The organism is Tenacibaculum retecalamus, assembly GCF_027941755.1.
Taxonomy (GTDB): Bacteria; Bacteroidota; Bacteroidia; order Flavobacteriales; family Flavobacteriaceae; genus Polaribacter; species Polaribacter haliotis_B.
In genome coordinates this window covers 509,907-527,973 of record NZ_CP115916.1, presented here as the reverse complement: position 1 = coordinate 527,973, position 18,067 = coordinate 509,907, and the positions used below count along the sequence as shown (strand labels likewise).

Sequence of the window (18,067 nt, the reverse complement as noted above, 5' to 3'; positions counted from 1 at the left end):
AACAAGAAAACATTGTTTTACCCTACTTTTAATTTTAAAAAAATAAAATTCTACTTTTTCGCGTATCTTATTTTAGTTTTATTTTTCTTTGCATTCTACTCATGAAAATACAACGAATAACATATTTATCAATAGGAACCAACCAAGGTGATAAGTTCAATAACATTCAAAATGCAATAAATTTAATTGCTGATAAGATTGGTGCCATCCTTAAAATTGCGTCCGTATATAAAACACCTTCATTAGGTTTTGATGGCGCAGATTTTTACAACACTTGTATTAAAGTTTCCACTTATTTACCTCCAGAAAGCTTAATTAAAAACTTACTTGCCATAGAGAAAGAATTAGGAAGAGCAAGAAAAGATACAAATGGTTATGCCGACAGAATTATTGACTTAGATATTGTTTTATTTGAAGATGAAATTATTTTCTCTAAAAATCTTATTGTACCGCATCCGCGGATGTTAGATCGAAAGTTTGTATTAATTCCTTTAGTAGAAATTGCTAGAAACACTATTCATCCGATAGAAAAAAAACATTTATATATTTGTTTAGAAAACTGTACAGACGATTCTGAAATTACACCTATTAAAGAGCAATTAAAAAGACCGACTCCTATTACTGAAAAATACAATTACATTGCTATAGAAGGAAATATTGGTGCAGGAAAAACATCCTTAGCTAATATGATGTCTGACGAATTTAATGCTAAAGTTGTGTTAGAACGTTTTGCTGACAATCCGTTTTTACCAAAATTTTATGAGGATAATGAGCGTTATGCTTTTCCGTTAGAAATGAGTTTTTTGGCCGACAGGTATCAGCAATTAACAGATGATTTAGCGCAGTTCGATTTATTTAAAAACTTTATTGTTTCTGATTACTATATTTTTAAGTCTTTAATTTTTGCTCAAGTTACTTTGCAAAAAGACGAGTATAAACTATACCGTAAAATGTTCGATTTAATGTACAAAGAAATCACTAAACCCGATTTATATGTATACTTATATCAAAACACAGAACGTTTGTTAGAGAACATAAAAAAGCGCGGGAGGGATTACGAGCAAAATATAGAAGCTAGTTATTTACAAAAAATACATGACGGTTATAGCAATTTTATAAAAACACAACAAGGGCTAAATATTTTAATTATTGATGTTTCTGATTTAGACTTTGTAAATAACTCAGAAGATTATGAGCTTATCATTAATAAAATAAAAAACCATACTATAATTACGGGCTTTATGGGTTAATGCCCTTTTACATAACAATTATATTCTTTCTATTTCGATATTAATAATAGTTCCTCTACCCTTTTTAGAGTCTACCATTAAAGTCCCGTCTATTTTGTCTAACCGATTTTTTATATTTACATAACCCAAACCTTTTGGAGTTTCATAAAAGTTAAAACCTACGCCATTATCTTCAAACATAATACTTAAGCGTTTGTTATCCGATAAATTTACATTTAACTCCATAAAAGAAGCCTTTGCGTGTTTAAGTGTATTGGTTATTAATTCTTGAATTATTTTAAAAACTTCTGCTTTTATATCTTGAGGCAATCCATTTATTTTTTTCTTTGGATGCACAGTAAACGAAGTAACTATATTACTTGAATCACCAATGTTATTTAAATAAATTTCAATAGCATCACAGAAATCATCTCCTTTTTTTTGATCAGAAATTAATGAATGAGATATATTTCTTACTTGTGTATACGTATCATCTATTTGAATGCTTACTTTTTTAAGGTGTGCTGGGTTTGTAATTTTCGTGCTTCCTAATTGAAGTTTAATTGCCGCTAAATTACCACCAATGCTATCATGTAATTCTTGAGCAATTCTTTCTCGCTCTATATCTCTTCCTGTTATATTTGCCTTTATTAATTCTAATTCTTTTTCTTTATATAATGTTGTTACTTTTTGCAAATTAATTTCTTTCTCTTTTTTATTTAATTCACTTTGTGCTTGAAGTCTTAAATAATAATTAACAAGCACACTTATAACAAGTACTAGAAGAATTAAAAAAGAGGCCAACATCAATTTTTTATTCTCCTTTTCTTTTTTCAAATTAAACTCTTGTAAATCTTGATCTTTCTTAAGCAATACGATTTCTTTTTCTTTTTTTATTGTTTCATATTTAACCTCTAATTCATTAATTTTTTCAACTTTTTGTAACTCATTAATAGAGTCTCTTATTTTAAAATAATTTGAATTATGGTAATAGGCATCTTTATAATTATTTCTTTTTATTGCTAATTTCTTTAGCTTTTCATAAATTTTCAATTGCCTTCCTAACAGCCCATACTCTATTGCATCAATAAGAGCTACACTATAAGTTAAACCTGCATTCTCATAGCTTTTAAGAAAAACATATATATTACCTAAACCAATTTTAGCTTCTGTTTTTAATTGATAAAAGCCTTCTTTATTACTTATAGCTATTGTTTCGGTATAAAGTTCTTTTGCCTTATCTGTATTTTTTTGTTCTACTGCATTATCAGCTAAATTTAAAAGAATTACAGCCATTGCTTTGGCGTTATTTTCTATTAAACTAATATCATATGCTTTTTTAAGAAACTCATTAGAAGCATTGTATTGTTTCAATTCGCCATAAATCATACCTATATTTATATAACTCCCATAGGTAATTTCTTTATCTTCAACATAAGACAAACATTCTTTAAAGGTACTGAGTGCTTTTTTTAAATCTTTATCATTGTAATATGTTAAAGCTAAACCGTGTGTGTTAGCATAATAAGAGTATTTTTCATTATATTTTTGAGCTTCTTCTATTCCTTTTATATACCATTTTTTACTTTCGCTATTCAGTCCTTTTATATTGTAATTTTTTCCTAAAAGATTATAAATGGTTGATTTTCTTTTTGCTTTTAAGGAATCTCCTCCTTCTGTATTTAATCTAAGTGATTCTTTAGCATAAAAAATTGAAGAATCTATCGCTGTATTTCGATTAAAATAATAGGCTAAAATCATATTACTATTCATTAAAGCGTATCGAGATTTAATCGATTTCTTTAACTCTTTAGCCATCATATACGCCTTTTCTGGCTCATTATTATTCAAAAGAAAAAAAGCTTCACCAATTAATTCTTTTTCACTTTTAATACTGTTGTCTCTTAATTTATTTATTTGACTGTTACTTACAATGCTACACAGAAACAACCACAGTCCTAAATATTTAAAAATAAATTTAATCATAATCAAAAATAGTCATTTATAGCTATAAATATTTTCTAAAAAACACAGTAATTATTCGCTTTAATATAATTTTAGAGCACATAATTTAGTCAAACAATCTCAATGAATATCACATTTATTATAGCAACTAAAAAAAGCAGCTTAAAAGCTGCTTTTTCTTATTTTTTCAATTCTAATTTCTCTGCAAAATAATCACAAAAATCTCGCATAGTTGCGGCCATTTTAGCATCGTCTGTAGCTCTTTCAAATGAAGCTGCCATAGATACTAATGTTTGATGATAAAACTGCTTCATTTCATCAACAGGCATATCTTTTGTCCAAAGATCCATACGTAAAGTATCTTTTTTCTTATGATCCCAAACCGATAACATGATTGCCTTAGAAGGTTCGTTATCAATTCCGCCATCTTCAGCATTCCATGAAATTTCTTCAGGAATTTTATTCTCGTCTAACCCTACCTTAAATGTTATTTTAGAAGTGTGCTCTATCGCCATTATTTCTTTGGTTTATATTTTGAATTCTTGAAGATTTCCTCTTCGTTTTTTTGTAATAATTCTTGCAAAGATACATCATTCTTTTGCATGTACGAACGCACAATTTGCCAACCAATAAACTCTCCTATTCTACCTGGTGACTGATTATCTTGCTCCATATAAAACTTAGAAAAAGGTGCAATATCTATAAAACGTTTATCTAATTCTTTATTGGTACTATACAGCATATCTTTTTCAATAAAATATTTCCAAATATGTTCTTCATTATTTTTTGCCCAATCATATTTAACTAGGGAGTATCCTATTTTTTCTTGATCAGAAACCATCGGTAAATAGGTATCTAACAAATACATTCTCTTTCCTTTTTGAATTATCTTATCAATAAAACTTCTTTGTTTACCCGCAAAGACTTGTGCATTTATTATTGCTTTTGCTACATCTACAATAATATGTTTTTTATCATTGTTTTGTTTTACATAAACAGGATAATCGTTATAAAATGGATGCTTTTTACCAAGATAAGCATCTAAAGAGATTAGCAATAAACTATCTGCATATACAATTCGATTATCATAATCGATATTTGTTAACATTGTAATTACTCTCGGACTTTTAAACTTCGGATTGTAATATTTTAAATGCTTAAAAAGTGATGTTAACTCAGCTCTTAAACTATCTATGTTTTTATAAACTTTTTGAGTTTCGTTAAACAATTCTCTTTCATCTTTGTTATTTATTTTATTTACCCAAACACTATCGTGTTGTGCTGGAAATAACAACGGATATTTGTTTTTTGTTTCGTTTAAATTATTTGAAGTTGTAGTATAAAAATCAACGTCAAATCGATCTATATTTACAACAACATCAATATTAGAAACATCAACCTTAAAATTAATAGTTGCCTCTTTTTTACAAGACATTAAACCAGTAACTAAAACACAAAGTGCTAAAAATTTTCTCATGAAGTTTAGTATATTTACATTCAATATTACAACGTCAAAATTACTAAAATAGTTTATATCCTTTTTATATAAATCTTTAAAAATCTATCTGATTATGAATACACCTAAAGTTTCAGAACATATTGTACAATGGCTAAAAGAATACGCAACAAATGCTGGCGTTAACGGGTTTGTAATTGGTATTTCTGGTGGTATAGATAGTGCTGTTACCTCAACTTTATGTGCAAAAACTGGTTTACCTACTTTATGTGTTGAGTTACCAATTCATCAAGCAGAAAGTCAAGTAAACAGAGCAAATGAACATATTAAACAGTTAAAAGAGCGCTTTAGTAATGTTACCGAAGGTGAAGTAAACTTAACAAGTACTTTTGAAAATTTTAAAAACATAGTTCCTAAAGTTGAAAAATCAGCGAAAACCGATTTAGCCTTAGCAAATACACGTGCGCGTTTACGCATGACTACTTTGTATTATTTTGCAGGTTTACACGGATTATTAGTGGCCGGAACGGGTAATAAAGTAGAAGATTTTGGCGTAGGTTTTTACACCAAGTATGGTGATGGAGGTGTTGATTTAAGTCCTATTGCAGATTTAGTTAAATCGGAAGTGTTTGACTTAGCTGCGCATTTAGAAGTGCCACAATCAATTCAAAAAGCACAACCTACAGATGGTTTATTTGGTGATAGCAGAACAGATGAAGATCAAATAGGTGCGTCGTATGATGAATTAGAGTGGGCAATGCAAATGCAAAATGAAGGTAAAAGCAATGCTGATTTTTCTGATAGAAAACTAGAAGTATTTAAAATATACACTCGTCTTAATCGAATTAACCAACACAAAATGATACCTATTCCTGTTTGCGAAATACCTAGTAATTTAAAGTAAATTAACCAACAGCATTTGTCGTTTAATCTTTTGATACGCACGTTTTTTATGTCCGTTCGAAATTTTAAACGGCAACAGTACAATCAATCTTAGTAGTTCAAAAAAATCTAGCAATTTTTTCATAATATCTTTTTCTTTTTTTCGTTTCGAAATTACAGAAAATATATGATATAATAAAAGAGGATAAACACTTATATATTAATACCTAAACCACGCGGTTAAGCTTCTCAAATAAACGCTTTTTTAAATCGGTGTAATTAGAAATTTCTTCGAGATCTAGTACTGCATTTTGAGTTTGTACTTCGTGCATAATCTCTTTAATTTTTTCTTCAATCAAAATTCTTCTTAAATTTAACACGGCATCTGAAACTAGTTTAGGTAATATTTTCACCGTTTCTGTTACAAAAATCTCTTTTCGCTCCCAATCGCTTAAAGAATATTTTTCTTCATCCATTAAGATATTGGTTACTAAATTTGATATTTCTTGATTTTCATGCATTATTAATTGATCAATAGAAATTTTTTCATCTTGATTTAACTGATGCACTAATTGATAATAAGTTAATTTAAAAATTTCGTTGGCAAACTCAATTTCATCTTCTTGTAAATTTAAATACAACTCATTAGAAACTGTATTTTGATATTCTTCTTTTTCTAAAACAGGACGTCCTTTTTCATCAACACCATCTACCCAGTTTACAAAATCAATTACTTCATTTCCGTATAGTAATAATATTCTTATAATTTCTTTTTCTAAAATATTAAGTTGATCTATTTTTTGACGTCCTTTCCCTCCTCCTTTTACAAGACCTAAAGCTGTTTCTTGTTGCTGTGAATATTCAACTTGCGGCTGATAAGAACTATTACCTTGACCCTGTTTATTTGAACTAGCCATTCCTTTACTAATTAGCTGCGCTAATTCGCTAAACAAAACACGTTCAGAAATATCCATAATACGCGCACATTCTTGCACGTATACTTCTCTTTGAATACCATCAGGAATTTTAGAAATACTGGTAACAATATCACGAATTAATCCCGCTTTTTTTACAGGGTCGTTCGCAGCGTCCTCCATTAATAAAGACACTTTAAACTCAATAAAATCTTGTGATTTTTCTTCTAAATATTGTTTTAATTCTTCTGTAGAGTGTGCTTTTGCAAAACTGTCAGGGTCTTCTCCTTCAGGAAAAGAAACTACTTTCACATTCATACCTTGTTCGAGAATCAAATCGATACCACGAATAGAAGCTCTAATTCCGGCAGCATCACCATCAAATAAAACAGTAATATTTTTAGTTAATCGATTTACCAATCTAATTTGATCAGAAGTAAGCGCAGTACCAGAAGAAGCAACCACATTTTCTACTCCCGATTGATAAAAAGAAATAACATCGGTATATCCTTCTACCAAATAACAGTTATCTTGTTTTGCGATCTCTTTCTTTGCGTGATAAATTCCGTATAAAATTTTACTTTTATGGTAAATATCACTTTCTGGAGAGTTTAAATATTTTGCTGCTTTTTTATCATTGGTAAGTATTCTACCTCCAAAACCTAAAATTCGCCCCGACATACTATGTATCGGAAACATTACACGACCTTTAAAACGATCAAATTTTTTAATTTGTGCACCACCTTCCTTTACAATTGTTAAACCTGTAGATTTTAAATATTTTAAATCATAGCCCTTTGCTAATGCAGCATCAGTAAAATTAGTCCATTCATCTTTACAATACCCTAAATCGAATTTTTCGATAATATCTTCCCTAAAACCTCTTTCTTTAAAGTAAGACAATCCGATTGCACGCCCCTTTTGACTGTTCATTAATACATCGTGAAAATAATCTTTAGCAAATTTAGATGCCAAAAACATACTTTCTCTTTCGTTCAGCTGCTCTTTTTGCTCGTCAGACTGCTCGGTTTCTTCAATTTCGATATTGTATTTTTTGGCTAACCATTTAATTGCCTCTGGATATGTGTAATGCTCGTGTTCCATCAAAAAAGAAACCGCGTTCCCACCTTTTCCTGTACTAAAATCTTTCCATATCTGTTTTACAGGCGATACCATAAAAGACGGAGTTCTCTCATCTGTAAACGGACTTAAACCTTTAAAACTACTTCCAGATTTTTTTAATTGCACAAACTCTCCTATCACCTCAGCTACTTGGGCGGCTTCAAAAACTTTCTCTATCGTTTGTTGGGTTATCATATAGTGTAAAATACAGCGAACAAATATACTCGTTTTATATATTTTGTTGATTAAAAAGAAATAACATCAGTATTTTATTTGCTAAAAACTTATAAATATATAGTTTTGCCACAAATTACCCATCATGAAAACATATATATCATTCATATTTACAATATTACTAAGTTTAAATGTTGCTTCACAAGAAACAATTACCATTCCTGATATTGGTTTAGAAGAATGTCTAATCGATTTAGGAATTGACTCTAATGGTTTAAACGGAAGCATTTTAGTTAGCGATGCAAGATATGTCGTTAATTTAAATATAAATGACCCTATAACCAATAAATTATTACCAAACGTACATTCGAAAGTTAAAGATTTAACAGGTCTTGAAAGCTTTCCTAATTTAAAACGTATCGATTGCTTTGGTAATAATATTACTAAAATAGATTTATCTAAAAGTACCTCTATTACTTTTTTAAATTGTAGTGATAATAAAATAGAGCGTCTTGATCTTAGTAACAACACCGAATTAGTTTATGTAAGTTGTGATAATAATGAGTTAACAGAACTTATTATTGGAAAAAATGAAAATCTTGAAAGTTTATATTGTAGCTTTAATCGTTTAACCAACTTAGATGTTAAAGGTTGTACAAAACTAGAAAGTTTAGATACTACTAGTAACGAAATTGATGCTATTCTTGTAAATGACAAACAACTTAACAATATCCCTCAAGGGTGGTATAAAGACGATACTGCTGCATACACAAACAACTTAGACATTAACGAAAGTGTTGAAGTTAAAACTGTACAAGAAAGCAAACCAACGGTAACAAAACCAGTTAAAAAAGCGCAACCCGTACAGAATAGCTCATCAAAAGAAACAGCTTCTAATTATTATGAAAAGTTTCAACTTTCTGTCGTTACTGAATATGATAAATTAGTTTTAACAACGGCACATTTACAAAGTAAAAAGAACGAATTACAACAGCAATATAATTTAAATCCAGCTCAGTTAACCGAATGGATTAATAAATACTCAAGCTTACTAGTTGCTAATAAAAATGCTGTTAAAAGTACTGATGTTGGCTTACCTCAAAAACATTCTGTTGCTTATTATTCTAAATTCAAGAAATCAGCTGTAGAAGAGTATGAAAAAGCTATTTTAACACCTTCTTACTTACAAAGTAAAAAAGAAGAAGTGCAAAAGAAGTACAATTTAAATACTGAAGAGTTTACTGAGTGGATTAATTTACTTGGAAATTCTGCACTTAAAGCTAAAACTGTACACCCACAAGAAACAGCAGGAAGTTATTATGAAAAATTCCAAAAATCAGTTGCTAAAGAATATGAATATGCTGTTTTAAATGCAACTCATTTACAAAAGAAAAAAAGCGAAATACAGCAAAAATATAATTTAACTGCAGATCAACTTAATCAATGGATTAAAAAACATAGTAAAGTTATAACGCACTAAAGCACTTTTAACACAAAATAAAAGAGACCACATTTATTAAAATGTGGTCTCTTTTTTGTTTTAATTTATCAAGTTTGCTCGAGCTAAAATGTTTTTAACTATAAAAATGTTATTCTGAAAATAGATTCAGAATAACGCTTTGACACTGAATTACGAAACAGCTCTTAATTTCTTTAAAGCTGATTTTGTAACTTTAGATTCTGCATATTCTTTGGTTACCTTTAACTCTTTCTCATCAGAACTAGGCATATCAAACATTGCGTCGGTTAAAATAGCTTCACATAACGAACGTAATCCCCGAGCACCCAATTTATACTCAATTGCTTTATCAACAATATATTGTAATGCTTCTTCTGTTAAAGTAAACTCAACATCATCCATCGCAAATAACTTTGTATATTGCTTTATAATAGAATTTTTAGGTTCTGTTAAAATGGCGCGTAATGTTTTTGCATCTAATGGATTCATGTAACTTAATACAGGTAAACGACCGATAATTTCTGGAATTAATCCAAATGATTTTAAATCAGACGGAATGATGTATTGCAACAAGTTACTTTCATCAACCTTATCTTCATCTATTGAAGCACTATAACCAACTGCTTGCATATTTAAACGCTTACTGATGATTCTATCAATTCCTGAAAAAGCACCACCAGCGATAAATAAAATCTCTTTGGTATCTACTTCAATAAACTTCTGATCTGGATGCTTTCTTCCTCCTTTAGGAGCAACATTTACAACAGATCCTTCTAATAATTTTAATAACGCTTGCTGAACACCTTCCCCAGATACATCTCTAGTAATTGATGGGTTATCTCCTTTACGAGCTATTTTATCAATTTCATCAATAAAAACAATACCTCGTTGTGCTTTATCTACATCGTAATCTGCGGCTTGTAATAAGCGACTTAAAATACTTTCAACATCTTCACCTACGTAACCTGCTTGCGTTAAAACGGTAGCATCTACAATAGAAAATGGTACGTTTAACATTTTAGCAATTGTACGTGCTATTAATGTTTTACCAGTACCTGTTTCACCTACTAAAACAATGTTAGATTTTTCTATCTCAACCTCATCTTCATCATCTTTAGACTGTAATAATCGTTTATAGTGATTATAAACGGCTACCGACATTCCTCTTTTGGTTTCACTTTGTCCAATGATATATTCATCTAAAAAAGCTTTAATTTCTTTTGGCTTTCTTAACGTTAAATCTTTAGATAATCCTTCTGATATAGCTCCTTTAACTTCTTCTTCTACTATTCCGTGTGCTTGCTCTATACATTTATCGCAAATGTGCGCATCCATACCCGCAATTAATAAATCGGTTTCTGGTTTTTTACGCCCACAAAAGGAACATTCTAAGTTTTCTTCTTTCGACATTTTATGCTACTTTATAACGTTATAACGAGTTTACAACGTAATCTCGTTATAACAGTAATATATTATTTTCTTGTTAAAATTTCATCTACCATTCCGTACGCTTTTGCTTCGTCGGCTTTCATCCAATAATCTCTATCAGAATCTTCTTGTACTTTTTCGAAAGTTTGTCCTGAATGATCTGCAATGATATCATATAATTCAGTTTTTAACTTCCCGATTTCTTTTACGGTAATTTCCATATCAGAAGCTTGTCCTTGTGCACCTCCCATTGGTTGGTGAATCATAATACGAGAATGTGGTAATGCAGAACGCTTCCCTTTAGCACCCGCACACATTAAAACAGCGCCCATAGATGCTGCCATACCTGTACAAATTGTTGCTACATCTGGCTTTATAAATTGCATGGTATCGTAAATACCTAAACCTGCATAAACGCCTCCTCCTGGAGAATTAATGTATATTGAAATATCTTTGCTCGCATCAACACTTTCTAAGAACAATAATTGTGCTTGAATTACATTGGCTACTTGGTCGTTAACTCCTGTACCTAAAAAGATAATTCTGTCCATCATTAAACGAGAAAAAACATCCATTTGGGTAATGTTCATCTGACGTTCTTCCATAATATATGGCGTTAAACTACTTGTTATTTTACCTAAATATGTGCTGTTTATTCCGTGGTGCTTTGTTGCGTACTTTTCAAATTCTTTTCCGTAATCCATTTTAAAAATGTTTTTTGGGTTATATGGTGTAAATATAAGAACTATTTCGTTAGTATATTGTTACCGTTTATGGCTAAAAAAACCTGAATTCACATTCAGGTTTCTTATGTTTTTTAATCTTTACTGAGGGAAAATTAATTCAACCAACCTAGTTTTTAATAATCAGGTTACTTCGCTCCTCGCAATGACATTTATTTATATACTTCTTTAATGAAATCTTCATAAGAAAGTTCTTTCGAATCAAAGCTCATGTTCTCTTTATAAAAACCTAATAATTTTTGGCTAATTAATTGAGATTGTAATTTTTGAGCTTCTTCTTGGTTTTGTAATACTCTACCAGCGATATCGTCTAACTCTTTTTCTTCTGGATTCATGTTACCAAACTGTGCCATTTGCGAACGGATAAATCCTTTTGCATAATCCACTAATTCTTTATAATCAATCTTAATATCGTTATCCTTCATAACCTTTCCTTCGATTAATTGGTAACGTAAACCTTTTTCAGATTTATTATATTCAGCTACAGCTTCTTCAGCAGTTAATTGCTTTTCACCTGCAGTTTGTAACCACTTTTGTAAAAATTCAGTAGGTAACTCAAATTTTGTGTTCTCTACTAAGTTTTCAGTAATTGCATTTAATAATTGCTGATCTGCTTGTTGCTGAAATTGTTTTTCTGCGTCTTCTTTAATTTTATCTTTTAAATCAGATACTGTACTTACACTTCCGTCAGCAAATAATTTATCAAATAATTCTTTGTCTAATTCTGCAGCTTCTGTTTTTGTTACTTCTTCAATTGTAAAAGCAACAGCAACATCTAAACCATGAACCGCTTCATGAGCAACACCTAAAGCATCTTGCAACTTGTGCTCATCTTCAAATAAACTCTTTGTTTTTAACTCTAAAACATCACCAACTTTAGCACCTACAAACTTCTTTATGTTTGTTTTACCTTTAATATCTTTTACAGAAATTGTTGATTTTTTATTAATTTCTTCTGCTTCGTTTGCAAATGTACCTGTAATGTTAGCTTCTTCTGTAGCTGCATCAATAGGTGATATTTTACCGTAACGTGTTTGAATATTTTCAACTTCTTTAGTTAATAACTCATCTGTAGCGATGATGTTATATTGCGTAACCTTATTTTTAGGCTTCAAGTTTACATCAAATTCAGGAGCTAGCCCTAATTCGAATTCAAAAGAAAACTTCTCCGCATCCCAATTAAAATTATCTTCTATTCTTGGTAATGGATTTCCTAAAATATCTAATTTTTCTTCGGCTAAATATTTATTTAATGATTGTTGTAAAAGTTTATTTACTTCATCAATCATTATTGATTTTCCGTATTGTTTCTTAACCATTCCCATTGGCACTTGACCTTTTCTAAATCCTGGAATGTTTGCTTTTTTACGGTAATCTTCTAATTGCTTTGTTACTGTAGCTTGATAATCTTCAGCAACTATATCAACTTTTATAACTGCGTTTAACGCATCTACGTTTTGTTTTGTAATATTCATCTTAAAATATGTTTCTTTAAAATCGGGTGCAAAATTACTCTTTTATTTATTTAGAAACAAGACAATCAGTTACAAGAGCAAAGACTTGTTTTAAGCTTGCGTCTTGATTCTTATCCTCTTGGCTCTTTTTACTTCTTCTCTTCTTTTAATAACGAGAACAAGAATGATCTGAATATTGATAACAACACACTAAATAAGAGTGCTGTGAAAAATCCGTTTACGGCAAAACCGCCCACCAAATTACTAGCTAATAATATAATAACTGCGTTAATTACAAACAAGAATAACCCAAGCGTTACAATAGTTGCTGGCAAAGTGAAAAATACTAATAACGGACGTACAAACATATTTAACAACGAAATTACTAACGCAACAATTACTGCGGTTACATAACTTGTTACCGTTACTCCTGGCAATACACTTGCTAATACGATAACTGCTAACGCGGTTAGCAATAATTTTAAAAATAGTTTCATTACTTTTATTGTTTTACTGATAAAAAGCGATAATCGTACCAAAAAAGATAACCTGTAAATTTGTCAGTTTTAAGTTGATATCTTTATTTTTTTAACCACACGAACCTAAACGATGAACAAAGACAATCTACAAAACTACATACAATCAATACTGCCAATGCCTAGTGAAAAAGCAAAATTATTGACAGAAAAATTCGAATTGATTGAAATTAAAAGCAATCTTGATATTTTAACTGAGAACAAAACTCCGAGAGCGACTTATATATTAGAATCTGGACTCGTAAGATCTTACACAGTTGATAGTAATGGCAATGAAATTACTACCAATATTTTTTCTCCTTTTTGTTTTGTAAACGACTTTCTATCATTTTTTAAACAAAAACCTAGTAGCGAAAATTTTCAAAGCCTTACCGATTGTGTTTTATGGAAAATGAAATACGAAGATGTACAAGAAAGTTTTCATAGCATACCTGAATTTAGAGAGTTTGGTAGAATGATGTTGATTCTGAATTACTCAAACCTTAAAGATCGCATGCTAGGTATGATAAAAGATTCTGCCGAAAAACGCTATTTAAAATTAATGAAAAAGCAACCTGAAATCCTTAAAAGCGTGTCTTTAAAAATCGTAGCTTCTTATTTAGGTATTACCGATACTTCGTTAAGTAGAATCAGAAAAGAAACCTCTTTAAAATAATATAAATACATTTAGCATCAAAAAATCAAGTTGATTCCTAAAGCGTTTTCTACTAACTTCGCTAACTAAAACCACTATTTTTCTAATTAACAAATGCGATATTTTATACACTTAGGATTCGATGGTACCGATTACAGCGGTTGGCAAAGACAGAATAACACCCAAAATACGGTTCAAGAAACCTTAGAGCAAACACTTTTTAAACTCTTTAAGAAAAGAATAAGCGTTTATGGTTGCGGCAGAACCGATGCTGGTGTACATGCTAGCCAATATGTTATAGACATCAATATTGATGAAGCACCTAAATTCGATTTAAAATTTAGGCTGAACAAAAATCTACCCAATAGCATCGCCGTTTTTGAAATATTTGAAGTCAACGAAGACCAATATGCGCGTTATGGAGCAGTATCACGCACCTACGATTACTTTATCCATTGGAAGAAAAACCCAATACTATTTCACAATAGTTCTTTTTATGAAGATTTAATACTAGACTTCCACTTAATAAAAAAAGCTGTGGCTCTTATTCGTAAAACTAGAGATTTTAGAGCATTATGCAAACAACCACATTTATACGATAATACACTGTGTGAGATAAGTAATTGCGAATTATTTATTGATGAAGCACAAGGACGCATGCGCTTTACGATTACCGGTAATCGTTTTTTACGCGGCATGGTAAGAATTTGTGTTTATTATTTACTAGAAGTCGGACGCTGTAAAATAACTGTAGATGAATTTAACGAAATTTTAAACCTGAAAAGAGAGCTAAAAGTTAAGTATTCTGCACATCCAAACGGTCTTTTTCTCAGTAAGGTGGAATATCCTTTTTTAAAGCTGGATGATTCACAAAATTTGGTAAAAATGCTGAGTGTTGGATTGGAGTAATTAAACGCTAACAGAAACACCTCCAAAAATCAATTTAAAAAACCGATAAGCGCTGTATAAAAATCCTTCGGATTTTCTGCATGTAGCCAGTGCCCTGCGTTGGCTATTTTTTTTATAGTAGAGTTCGGAAAATGCGCATTGATAATCGGCTCTTCATTTACCGAAATATAACCTGAATTTTCACCTTTTAAAAACAAGGTTTCTCCTTCAAAAACGGTAAACGAAGGTAAGGCTTCTCCAACTTCGTTATTATTTTCTGTTAATGATTTTAAATTAAAACGAAAAGCTAGTTCATCTTTCGTTTTTCTGTACACGTTTTTCAGTAAAAATTGTCGCACACCAGCTTCTGGAATTAATCCTGACAGTTTTTCATCAATCAGTTTTCGTGAATTTTGAATCGTAAAATCAACCGAATTTAAAGCTTCTAAAATATCATGATGATGTGGCGGATACATTCTTGGCGAAATATCGGCAACCATTAATTTATTTACCAATTCTGGATACTCAGTTGCGAATAACATTACTGTTTTTCCGCCCATAGAATGCCCTAATAAAGCTACCTTTTCTAAATTATGATGTTGTATGTAATTATACAAATCGGCAACCATTACTTCGTAATTAAATTCATCAGAATGAAAACTACGACCATGATTTCGTTGATCTATTAAATGCACCTCAAATCCGTCTTCACCTAATTTGTTCGCATGACTTTTCCAATTATCACCCATACCAAAATAACCGTGTAAAATTAACAACGGTTTTCCTTCACCTACTATTCTAGAGTGTAAAATTTGCATCTTATTGTAATCTGTGTAAATACATATTTACCACGTTTTCTAAACCTAAATACAACGACTCAGAAATAAGCGCGTGCCCTATAGAAACTTCCGCCAAATTGGGGATATTTTCTTTAAAAAATTTGATGTTTTCTAAACTTAAATCATGTCCTGCGTTAATACCTAAACCTAATTCGTGTGCTAAAATTGCAGCATCAGTATAAGGTTTTATAGCTTTTTTATTACCTAAATCAAATTGTGTAGCAAATTCTTCAGTATATAATTCAATACGATCTGCTCCTGTTTTGCCTGCGGCTTCAATCAACTTTAAATCTGTATCAATAAAAATTGAAGTTCTAATTCCGTTATTTTTAAATTCAGAAATCACTTCTTGTAAATACGATTGATTTGCAACAGTATCCCAACCAGCATTTGATGTTAAAGTATCTACACTATCTGGCACCAATGTTACTTGTGTTGGCTTTATTGCCAACACCATTTTCATGAATTGATCAATCGGATTTCCTTCAATATTATATTCGGTAGTTACAATCGATTTTAAATCATAAGCATCTTGGTAACGAATATGGCGCTCATCTGGCCTTGGGTGAATTGTAATTCCTGCTGCGCCAAAATCCTGAATATCGACTGCTACCTTTAATAAATCAGGTGTATTTCCTCCTCTAGAATTACGCAACGTCGCAATTTTATTAATATTTACGCTTAACTTTGTCATCTCATAAAATTAGATTACAAAGATAAATCATTAAAACATTTTAAACTATATTCGTAGTAATGAATATCAACGATTTTATACTGAAAGAAATTAAAGCACTTACTTTAAAAAGCACTGTAAAAAGTGCTCAAAAAGTATGTAAAAACTTACCTATAACACATATTCCTATTATTGAAAGCGGAAAGTTAGTTGGTTGCTTACCAGAAAGCGATATTCAAACTATTGAAGATAAAAATCAACAACTTAGTGAATACGCTTATTTGTTAGATCATTTTTATGCTAACGAGAAAACTACCTTACTCGATTTAATTGTGCTATTTGCTGATAATGACTGTAATTTAATTCCCGTTTTAAATAAAGAAATGCAGTATACTGGTTACTATGAGTTAAGCGATGTTTTAGATGCTTTTGCTGATAGTCCTTTTTTACACAACGAAAGTGACACTTTAACCATAGAAAAAAGCAAAAATGATGCTTCAATGGGAGAAGTTGCCCAAATAATTGAAACCAATGGCGCTAAATTATTAGGACTCTATATTTCTTCTGAAAATCAAGATAACATTCAAATTACCTTAAAAATAATTACGGAAGAAATAAATGAAATCATTCAAACTTTTCGCAGGTACGATTATACTGTTATCACAAAACATGAGGACGATTTTTACTTAGAAGAATTAAAAGACAGAGCCTCTTATTTAAGAAAATACTTAGATATGTAATTTACATATCTCTATCCTAAAAAATTATTACAAGTGAAAAAAGTAGCTATTTACGGTCAAGCTTATACCATTTCTGCTGAAAAGGAAATTAAAATATTAGTATCGGCATTAGAGAAAAACAAGATTGTTGTTTTTTTTGAAAAAGAATTTTATGACTTATTGGTTGAAAATAATTCTTTGACAAAAAAATATCCTACATACGCTCATTTCAATGATTTATCTAACTCTTTTGACATGATGTTTACTATTGGAGGTGACGGAACATTCTTAAGAGCTGCAACTTATATTCGTGATTTAGACATTCCTTTTTTAGGGATTAATACTGGTAGACTCGGTTTTTTAGCTACAGTACAAAAAGATCAGATTGAAGAAGCTGTTGCTTTGTTATTAGAAAATAATTACACAATTCAAAACAGGTCTTTATTACAAATAGAAACTACACCACAAACAGAAGAATTTACAGAACTAGATTTTGCTTTAAACGAAATAACTATCGCTCGTAGAAACACCACTTCTATGATTGGTGTAAAAACATATTTAAATCAAGAATACTTAACAAATTACTGGGCAGACGGCTTAATCATATCAACACCAACTGGGTCTACTGGTTATTCTTTAAGTTGTAATGGTCCTGTAATACTACCAGATTCTAAAAGCTTTGTTATCACCCCTATTGCACCACACAACCTAAACGCAAGGCCAATGGTAATACCAGACGACACTGTAATTCAATTAGAAGTAAGTGCTCGTGAAAAAGATTTTTTAATCTCGTTAGACTCTCGTATTACAACGATACCATTAGGAACACAAATAAAAATACAGAGAGCTTCTTTTACTATAAAAAGTATTTTACTTCAAAATCAATCACATCTAAAAACACTAAGAGGCAAGCTTTTATGGGGAGAAGACACTCGTAATGAATCTTTATAAA

Annotated in this window: 17 protein-coding genes; 7 read left to right on the top strand and 10 right to left on the bottom strand. The window is 30.5% G+C overall.

Annotated features, from left to right (window positions below; translation table 11 throughout):
- The first annotated feature begins 101 nt into the window (after nt 1-101).
- Nucleotides 102-1,250: a 2-amino-4-hydroxy-6-hydroxymethyldihydropteridine diphosphokinase gene (folK, locus tag PG912_RS02605; protein ID WP_275688363.1), complete on the top strand. Its 1,149-nt coding sequence runs from the start codon at nt 102-104 to the stop codon at nt 1,248-1,250.
- 18 nt (nt 1,251-1,268) lie between these two features.
- Here the strand turns inward: folK and PG912_RS02600 are convergent, their stop codons facing one another.
- The 3 genes from PG912_RS02600 to gldB form a co-directional block, all read right to left on the bottom strand.
- On the bottom strand, nt 1,269-3,215 hold the full coding sequence (locus PG912_RS02600; protein ID WP_275688362.1) for a tetratricopeptide repeat-containing sensor histidine kinase: 1,947 nt from the start codon (nt 3,213-3,215) through the stop codon (nt 1,269-1,271).
- Nucleotides 3,216-3,373: 158 nt separating this feature from the next.
- Nucleotides 3,374-3,709 carry a gliding motility protein GldC gene (gene gldC / locus PG912_RS02595; protein WP_275688361.1) on the bottom strand — a complete coding sequence of 112 codons (336 nt, stop codon included), beginning with the start codon at nt 3,707-3,709 and terminating at the stop codon, nt 3,374-3,376.
- Nucleotides 3,709-4,671, bottom strand: a complete 963-nt coding sequence (gene gldB, locus PG912_RS02590; protein ID WP_275688360.1) for a gliding motility lipoprotein GldB — start codon at nt 4,669-4,671, stop codon at nt 3,709-3,711. The genes gldC and gldB overlap by 1 nt, the downstream gene beginning before the upstream one ends.
- Before the next feature lie 94 nt (nt 4,672-4,765).
- Here gldB and nadE point away from each other — a divergent pair, with 94 nt between their 5' ends.
- Nucleotides 4,766-5,554, top strand: a complete 789-nt coding sequence (gene nadE / locus PG912_RS02585) for an NAD(+) synthase (protein WP_275688359.1) — start codon at nt 4,766-4,768, stop codon at nt 5,552-5,554.
- A 205-nt stretch (nt 5,555-5,759) separates the two neighbouring features.
- Here the strand turns inward: nadE and dnaG are convergent, their stop codons facing one another.
- Nucleotides 5,760-7,763, bottom strand: a complete 2,004-nt coding sequence (dnaG, locus tag PG912_RS02580; protein WP_275688358.1) for a DNA primase — start codon at nt 7,761-7,763, stop codon at nt 5,760-5,762.
- Nucleotides 7,764-7,887: 124 nt separating this feature from the next.
- Here dnaG and PG912_RS02575 point away from each other — a divergent pair, with 124 nt between their 5' ends.
- Nucleotides 7,888-9,222 (top strand): leucine-rich repeat domain-containing protein, encoded by a 1,335-nt coding sequence (locus tag PG912_RS02575; protein ID WP_275688357.1) that lies wholly within the window; start codon nt 7,888-7,890, stop codon nt 9,220-9,222.
- A 150-nt stretch (nt 9,223-9,372) separates the two neighbouring features.
- Here PG912_RS02575 and clpX read toward each other — a convergent pair whose 3' ends face one another.
- The 4 genes from clpX to PG912_RS02555 form a co-directional block, all read right to left on the bottom strand.
- Nucleotides 9,373-10,611: an ATP-dependent Clp protease ATP-binding subunit ClpX gene (gene clpX / locus PG912_RS02570; RefSeq protein ID WP_260586339.1), complete on the bottom strand. Its 1,239-nt coding sequence runs from the start codon at nt 10,609-10,611 to the stop codon at nt 9,373-9,375.
- Between the two features lie 62 nt (nt 10,612-10,673).
- Nucleotides 10,674-11,333: an ATP-dependent Clp endopeptidase proteolytic subunit ClpP gene (gene clpP / locus PG912_RS02565; RefSeq protein ID WP_275688356.1), complete on the bottom strand. Its 660-nt coding sequence runs from the start codon at nt 11,331-11,333 to the stop codon at nt 10,674-10,676.
- A 191-nt stretch (nt 11,334-11,524) separates the two neighbouring features.
- Nucleotides 11,525-12,847, bottom strand: a complete 1,323-nt coding sequence (tig, locus tag PG912_RS02560; RefSeq protein WP_275688355.1) for a trigger factor — start codon at nt 12,845-12,847, stop codon at nt 11,525-11,527.
- 128 nt (nt 12,848-12,975) lie between these two features.
- Nucleotides 12,976-13,323 carry a phage holin family protein gene (locus PG912_RS02555; protein WP_275688354.1) on the bottom strand — a complete coding sequence of 116 codons (348 nt, stop codon included), beginning with the start codon at nt 13,321-13,323 and terminating at the stop codon, nt 12,976-12,978.
- Between the two features lie 112 nt (nt 13,324-13,435).
- Here PG912_RS02555 and PG912_RS02550 point away from each other — a divergent pair, with 112 nt between their 5' ends.
- Together PG912_RS02550 and PG912_RS02545 are read left to right on the top strand one after the other, a co-directional pair.
- On the top strand, nt 13,436-14,017 hold the full coding sequence (locus tag PG912_RS02550; RefSeq protein ID WP_275688353.1) for a Crp/Fnr family transcriptional regulator: 582 nt from the start codon (nt 13,436-13,438) through the stop codon (nt 14,015-14,017).
- A gap of 93 nt (nt 14,018-14,110) precedes the next feature.
- Nucleotides 14,111-14,905, top strand: coding sequence for a tRNA pseudouridine synthase A (locus PG912_RS02545; RefSeq protein WP_275688352.1), 795 nt, complete (start codon nt 14,111-14,113; stop codon nt 14,903-14,905).
- Nucleotides 14,906-14,934: 29 nt separating this feature from the next.
- Here PG912_RS02545 and PG912_RS02540 read toward each other — a convergent pair whose 3' ends face one another.
- Nucleotides 14,935-15,702: an alpha/beta fold hydrolase gene (locus PG912_RS02540; protein ID WP_275688351.1), complete on the bottom strand. Its 768-nt coding sequence runs from the start codon at nt 15,700-15,702 to the stop codon at nt 14,935-14,937.
- A gap of 1 nt (nt 15,703) precedes the next feature.
- The gene (locus PG912_RS02535; RefSeq protein ID WP_275688350.1) at nt 15,704-16,417 is read right to left on the bottom strand and encodes a pyridoxine 5'-phosphate synthase; all 714 of its coding nucleotides are present in this window, start codon (nt 16,415-16,417) and stop codon (nt 15,704-15,706) included.
- 59 nt (nt 16,418-16,476) lie between these two features.
- Here PG912_RS02535 and PG912_RS02530 point away from each other — a divergent pair, with 59 nt between their 5' ends.
- Together PG912_RS02530 and PG912_RS02525 are read left to right on the top strand one after the other, a co-directional pair.
- A complete protein-coding gene (locus tag PG912_RS02530; RefSeq protein WP_275688349.1) occupies nt 16,477-17,136 on the top strand; it encodes a CBS domain-containing protein in 660 nt (219 codons plus the stop codon).
- Nucleotides 17,137-17,169: 33 nt separating this feature from the next.
- On the top strand, nt 17,170-18,066 hold the full coding sequence (locus PG912_RS02525) for an NAD kinase (protein WP_275688348.1): 897 nt from the start codon (nt 17,170-17,172) through the stop codon (nt 18,064-18,066).
- The last annotated feature ends 1 nt before the right edge of the window (nt 18,067 follow it).

What these genes read in the sequence shown, in the direction of transcription:
- PG912_RS02550 (WP_275688353.1), top strand. Translation starts at nt 13,436, where the DNA reads ATGAACAAAGACAATCTACAAAACTACATACAATCAATACTGCCAATG.
- dnaG (WP_275688358.1), bottom strand. Translation starts at nt 7,763, where the DNA reads ATGATAACCCAACAAACGATAGAGAAAGTTTTTGAAGCCGCCCAAGTA.
- PG912_RS02530 (WP_275688349.1), top strand. Translation starts at nt 16,477, where the DNA reads ATGAATATCAACGATTTTATACTGAAAGAAATTAAAGCACTTACTTTA.
- nadE (WP_275688359.1), top strand. Translation starts at nt 4,766, where the DNA reads ATGAATACACCTAAAGTTTCAGAACATATTGTACAATGGCTAAAAGAA.
- PG912_RS02535 (WP_275688350.1), bottom strand. Translation starts at nt 16,417, where the DNA reads ATGACAAAGTTAAGCGTAAATATTAATAAAATTGCGACGTTGCGTAAT.
- PG912_RS02600 (WP_275688362.1), bottom strand. Translation starts at nt 3,215, where the DNA reads ATGATTAAATTTATTTTTAAATATTTAGGACTGTGGTTGTTTCTGTGT.
- PG912_RS02575 (WP_275688357.1), top strand. Translation starts at nt 7,888, where the DNA reads ATGAAAACATATATATCATTCATATTTACAATATTACTAAGTTTAAAT.
- PG912_RS02540 (WP_275688351.1), bottom strand. Translation starts at nt 15,702, where the DNA reads ATGCAAATTTTACACTCTAGAATAGTAGGTGAAGGAAAACCGTTGTTA.
- PG912_RS02555 (WP_275688354.1), bottom strand. Translation starts at nt 13,323, where the DNA reads ATGAAACTATTTTTAAAATTATTGCTAACCGCGTTAGCAGTTATCGTA.
- PG912_RS02545 (WP_275688352.1), top strand. Translation starts at nt 14,111, where the DNA reads ATGCGATATTTTATACACTTAGGATTCGATGGTACCGATTACAGCGGT.
- gldC (WP_275688361.1), bottom strand. Translation starts at nt 3,709, where the DNA reads ATGGCGATAGAGCACACTTCTAAAATAACATTTAAGGTAGGGTTAGAC.
- folK (WP_275688363.1), top strand. Translation starts at nt 102, where the DNA reads ATGAAAATACAACGAATAACATATTTATCAATAGGAACCAACCAAGGT.
- gldB (WP_275688360.1), bottom strand. Translation starts at nt 4,671, where the DNA reads ATGAGAAAATTTTTAGCACTTTGTGTTTTAGTTACTGGTTTAATGTCT.
- tig (WP_275688355.1), bottom strand. Translation starts at nt 12,847, where the DNA reads ATGAATATTACAAAACAAAACGTAGATGCGTTAAACGCAGTTATAAAA.
- clpP (WP_275688356.1), bottom strand. Translation starts at nt 11,333, where the DNA reads ATGGATTACGGAAAAGAATTTGAAAAGTACGCAACAAAGCACCACGGA.
- clpX (WP_260586339.1), bottom strand. Translation starts at nt 10,611, where the DNA reads ATGTCGAAAGAAGAAAACTTAGAATGTTCCTTTTGTGGGCGTAAAAAA.